Consider the following 4610-nt stretch of genomic DNA (forward strand, 5'->3'; position numbering starts at 1 on the left):
TATCTGCCCGACCACGTCGACGGACGGGAGTTGTTCCGGGTCGCCACCGCCTCGGTCCGATCCGGGAGCGGCCGCGGTGTCGCGGAGTTGGGCGACATCGTCGTCGTCCCCCCGGTGCGCGCCGCCCGCGACGTGGGCCTGCTCGTGGCCACCCCGATGTTCGACCGGTTCCACCCCGGCGGGGTGGAGTGGGACGACGGCCGACGTGAGGCGGTCGACGCGGTGATCTGGTGCACCGGATTCCGCCCGGCTCTCGGGCACCTCCGCGGCCTGGGGCTGTCGCGGGTCGGCGGCAGGGTGGTCGCCGACGGGCCCGTGGTGCCGGACGTGCCCGGGCTGTTCCTGCTCGGCTACGGCGACTGGTGCGGCGCGGCCTCGGCGACCCTCATCGGGGTCGGTCAGTGGGCGAAGGCGGCCGTGGCCGCAGCTCTCGGCCGGTGATCAGGCCCTGAGGCGCGCGACGATCTCGACGAACTCCTCCGCATAGCCCAGGTGGGTCCGCAGTCGCTCGAGCCGTTCGGTGGCCTCAGCCTCGATCTCGGCGATCAGCGCGGCCGATCCCGCCGGGTCGTCGGCTCGGCGGTCCAGGGCCCGGCAGAAGTCGCGCATGCGTTCCAGGCTGAACCCCAGGGGCTTCATCCGGCGGATGAGCAGGAGCCGCTCGACGTCCCCCGGCGTGTACAGGCGGAACCCGCCCCGGGAGTGTGCGGAGGGGATGACCAGACCGAGTTCGTCGTAGTGCCGCAGGCTCCGGATCGACAGCGCGGTGCGCTCGGCGACCTCGCCGATCTTCATGGTCTGCTCGCCGCGACTTGGCCCGCCCACAACTCTCCCGTTACGGTAGCTTTCTACTCTCACGCCGTGTGAGAGTCCTGACCCCGACTGTAGGTGATCCGTGAGCACCGAGTTCCCGACCGGCGTGCTGCCCTCGTTCCGCGCCGCGTTCTCCTCCCCCGCCCGGCTGCGGACCGAGGTGCTCGCCGGCCTCGTGGTGGCCCTCGCGCTCATCCCGGAGGCGATCTCGTTCTCCATCCTCGCGGGCGTCGACCCCCGGGTCGGTCTGTTCGCGTCCTTCACCATGGCGGTTACGATCGCCTTCACCGGAGGACGCCCGGCGATGATCTCGGCGGCCACGGGAGCGATCGCGCTCGTCGTGGCGCCGGTCGTGCTCGAGCACGGACTGGACCACCTCATCGCCACGGTCCTCCTGGCCGGGGTGCTGCAGGTGCTGCTGAGCGTGTTCGGGGTCGCGAGGCTGATGCGGTTCATCCCACGCTCGGTGATGGTCGGATTCGTCAACGCGCTCGCGATCCTCATCTTCTCCGCCCAGATCCCGCACCTGGTGGGCGTGCCGTGGCTGGTGTACCCGCTGGTGGCGGTGGGGCTGCTCGTCCTCGTGTTCTTTCCCAGGCTCACCACGGTGATCCCCGCGCCCCTGATCGCGATCGTGGCACTGACGATCGTGGTGGTGTGGGTGGGATGGTCGGTCCCCAACGTGCACGACCAGGGCGAGTTGCCCGGGTCGCTGCCGACCCTCCTGCTGCCGGACGTGCCGCTCACCCTGGAGACGCTGCAGATCATCGCCCCCTACGCGCTCGCCATGGCGCTCGTGGGGCTCATGGAGTCGCTGATGACGGCCAAGTTGGTCGACGACATCACGGAGACGCACTCCGACAAGACGCGTGAGGGCTGGGGTCAGGGCGTCGCAAATCTCGTCACCGGTTTCTTCGGCGGGATGGGCGGCTGCGCGATGATCGGGCAGACGATGATCAACGTCAAGGCCTCGGGCGCACGGACGCGGCTGTCCACCCTGCTCGCCGGCGTGTTCCTGCTGGTCCTCGTCGTCGTCCTGGGCGACGTCGTCGGACTGATCCCGATGGCCGCACTGGTCGCGGTGATGATCATGGTCTCGGTGGGGACCATGGACTGGCACTCGATCCATCCCCGGACACTGCGGCTGATGCCGCTGTCGGAGACCCTCGTCATGGTCGTCACCGTGGCGGCGACGGTGTGGACCCACAACCTCGCGATCGGCGTGATCCTGGGGGTGGTCACGGCGATGATCATGTTCGCGCGCCGGGTCGCGCACATGACGACCATCGAGAAAGTCGCCGAGCTCGACACGGACCACGACGGGGCGGTCGACACCCGCACCTACCGGGTCACGGGCGAGCTGTTCTGGGCCTCGAGCAACGACCTCGTGTACCGGTTCGACTACTCCGGCGACCCCGAGCACGTGGTACTCGATCTCACCGACGCCGACATCTGGGACGCCTCGACCGTCGCCACGCTCGACGCCGTGCAGCAGAAGTACGCGGCCAAGGGCAAGACCCTCACGGTGATCGGACTCGACGGTGCCAGCAGGGAGCGGCTCGACAAGCTCTCGGGCAGGCTCGGCGCCGGGCACTGAGCGCGGGTCGGTCCCGAGCGAATCCCTCCGGCCGGGCTTCCGAAAGCATCGATGGGCATCTATATTGATGGATGTCGATACGAGGCTTGGAGGCCGACATGTCCCGATCCGTGCACGACGCTCCTCTCCCCGAACTGCTCATGCCTCAGACGCAACTCCAGCGTGACGCCCGCGAGCTGGCCCGGCACTACGGGGGCGTGTTCAGTCCGCAGACCGTCGAGCGCGTGGTGTTCGAGTCCTATGCCGCGTTGCGTCGAACCGCGCGGGTCACCGCCCATCTGCCGTCGCTGTCCCGCCGCTTCGCGACCGACAGGCTCAAGGCTCTCGCGCAGGCGGAGGGGCGGGTCGCCAAGGACGTCCCCGAGGTGCTCTTCATCTGCGTCCAGAACTCGGGGCGCTCCCAGATGGCCGCGGCTCTCATGGCGGACCGGTCGGAGGGGCGGGTCCACGTCCGGTCCGCAGGCTCGCTCCCGGCGTCCGGGATCGACGAGAACTGCCGGGCGGCCATGGCCGAGGTCGGGCTCGACCTGACCTCGGAATACCCCAAGCCGCTCACCGACGACGTGGTGGCGGCCGCCGACGTGGTGATCTCCATGGGGTGCGGGGACGCCTGCGCCGTCTATCCGGGCAAGCGGTACCTGGACTGGGACGTCTCGGACCCCGCCGGCCAGGATCTCGACCGCGTCCGCTCCATCCGTGACGACATCGACGACCGGGTCCGCCAGGCCCTGCCGGAGATCGTCGGCATGACGCCCGCGACCGCCCCCGGTGCTCCGAGTTCGGGTGGTGCGACCAGGGAGGCGGCGTCGCCCTGAACGGTCCTCAGGCTGAACGGTCCTCAGGCTGACCAGTCCTCAGGCGAGGCGGAGGCCTCGGACGTCGACGATGTCGCGGATCTGGGAGAACGCCTCCGGGACGATGCTGTAGTGCGCCATCCGGCCGCGTTGTTCGCGGGTGACGAGTCCCGCCTCGACCAGCTTCTTCATGTGATGACTCACGGTGGGCTGGGAGATCCCCAGCGGTTCGGTGAGGGTGCACACGCAGACGTCATCGCACTCCGCCGCCGCGATGTGCGAGAGCAGGCGGAGGCGCATGGGGTCGGCCAGAGCCTTGAACCGGGTCGCCGCGGCTTCGGCCTCGGCCTGGGTGAGCGGCCCGTTCGCGCCGGCGATGCAGCAGTATTCGGCGGGCTCGGGCGAGGTCATGGTCCCAGGTTACCCGGACGACCGGGGCGGGGGAGGCCTGTGGATGTCCCCTCTTGCCCATTCGAAAGTGTGTGCGTATACTAGAACACTAGTTCGATACAATGTGACGGCGACGTACGAGTGGGCGTACGGGTGGAGGTGAGGGCGTGGACGAGACGGCTGGTGGCGCGACAAGTGGGGTCGGTCGTTCTGGTCACCCGTCCCCGCTCGGGAGGTTGTCCGATTCCGCCCGCGACACCTGGGTGGCGGAGAATCGCGCCGCCGGGGCCCGCCTGGCCGCGTGTTACGAGTTGTTCCGCGAGTGCGTGCGCCAGGACGAGGCCGGGGCGGGGGACGGTTCCCCGCCCGGGCACGCGGTGGTCGACCCGTTCGACGTGTGCACCGGCTACGTCGTGGCGTCGATGCCCATCTCCTCTGGCCGCGCCGCCGCCATGATCAGCCTCGCCGCGGACCTGACCGAGCGCTACCCGGCCGTCATGGAGGCGCTCTCGGCCGGTCGGATGGAACAGCGCGCAGCCGAGTTGTTGGCTCGTCAGATGGCCACGGTCGATCCGGCCGTCCTGTCCCGGGTTCAGCAGGAGGTCGTGGAGGACTACCTCGCCGCCATCGAGGCCGGCGAGCGTCCGGGCGCCCGGTCGGTGCGCGACTCCGTCGACGCGATCATCGCCCGCTACGACGCCAACGGGATCCGCGAACGAAGAGACGCCGCCGCCCGCGGACGCGGAGTCCACATCCGCAAGGGCGCCGACGGCATGACCAACCTGTGGGCGACCCTGGCCTCCGACGAGGCCGCTGTGCTGGCAGAGGCCATCGACCAGCGCGCCGCAGAGTTCGCCAACCCCGCCCCGGACACCCCCGCGGAATCAGCGCAGGCCCGCGCCGACGCCGAGGGGGCGGACATGTCGAACTATCCGGTGCCCGAACGCCGCGCGGACGCCCTGCTGTCCCTGGTGTGCGGAGACCGGGGCCGCGCCCGTGCCACCGATCTCGCGCCG

5 protein-coding genes and 1 pseudogene are annotated in these 4610 nt (G+C 70.0%); 4 read left to right on the forward strand and 2 right to left on the reverse strand.

Features of this window, described 5'->3' with window-relative positions:
• A pseudogene (locus G6017_RS09755) lies at window positions 1-441 on the forward strand (pyridine nucleotide-disulfide oxidoreductase); the annotation flags it as partial.
• Here G6017_RS09755 and G6017_RS09760 read toward each other — a convergent pair.
• The gene (locus tag G6017_RS09760; protein WP_182617149.1) at window positions 442-795 is read right to left on the reverse strand and encodes a MerR family transcriptional regulator; all 354 of its coding nucleotides are present in this window, start codon (window positions 793-795) and stop codon (window positions 442-444) included.
• A gap of 100 nt (window positions 796-895) precedes the next feature.
• Here G6017_RS09760 and G6017_RS09765 point away from each other — a divergent pair, with 100 nt between their 5' ends.
• Both G6017_RS09765 and G6017_RS09770 read left to right on the forward strand, forming a co-directional pair.
• On the forward strand, window positions 896-2410 hold the full coding sequence (locus tag G6017_RS09765) for a SulP family inorganic anion transporter (RefSeq protein ID WP_182617146.1): 1515 nt from the start codon (window positions 896-898) through the stop codon (window positions 2408-2410).
• Window positions 2411-2481: 71 nt separating this feature from the next.
• Window positions 2482-3225, forward strand: coding sequence for an arsenate reductase/protein-tyrosine-phosphatase family protein (locus tag G6017_RS09770; protein ID WP_523519708.1), 744 nt, complete (start codon window positions 2482-2484; stop codon window positions 3223-3225).
• A gap of 39 nt (window positions 3226-3264) precedes the next feature.
• Here the strand turns inward: G6017_RS09770 and G6017_RS09775 are convergent, their stop codons facing one another.
• The gene (locus G6017_RS09775; protein ID WP_182609780.1) at window positions 3265-3615 is read right to left on the reverse strand and encodes an ArsR/SmtB family transcription factor; all 351 of its coding nucleotides are present in this window, start codon (window positions 3613-3615) and stop codon (window positions 3265-3267) included.
• A gap of 215 nt (window positions 3616-3830) precedes the next feature.
• On the opposite strand from G6017_RS09775, the gene G6017_RS09780 reads away from it, so the two are divergent.
• On the forward strand, window positions 3831-4610 hold a 780-nt coding region (locus tag G6017_RS09780), incomplete at its 3' end, for a DUF222 domain-containing protein (protein ID WP_194307832.1).

This window comes from Dietzia sp. B44, from assembly GCF_014145245.1.
Taxonomy (GTDB): Bacteria; Actinomycetota; Actinomycetes; order Mycobacteriales; family Mycobacteriaceae; genus Dietzia; species Dietzia natronolimnaea.

Excerpts from the sequence above, each read along its gene's own strand:
- G6017_RS09760 (WP_182617149.1), bottom strand. The coding sequence starts at position 795 with ATGAAGATCGGCGAGGTCGCCGAGCGCACCGCGCTGTCGATCCGGAGC.
- G6017_RS09770 (WP_523519708.1), top strand. The coding sequence starts at position 2,482 with ATGTCGATACGAGGCTTGGAGGCCGACATGTCCCGATCCGTGCACGAC.
- G6017_RS09775 (WP_182609780.1), bottom strand. The coding sequence starts at position 3,615 with ATGACCTCGCCCGAGCCCGCCGAATACTGCTGCATCGCCGGCGCGAAC.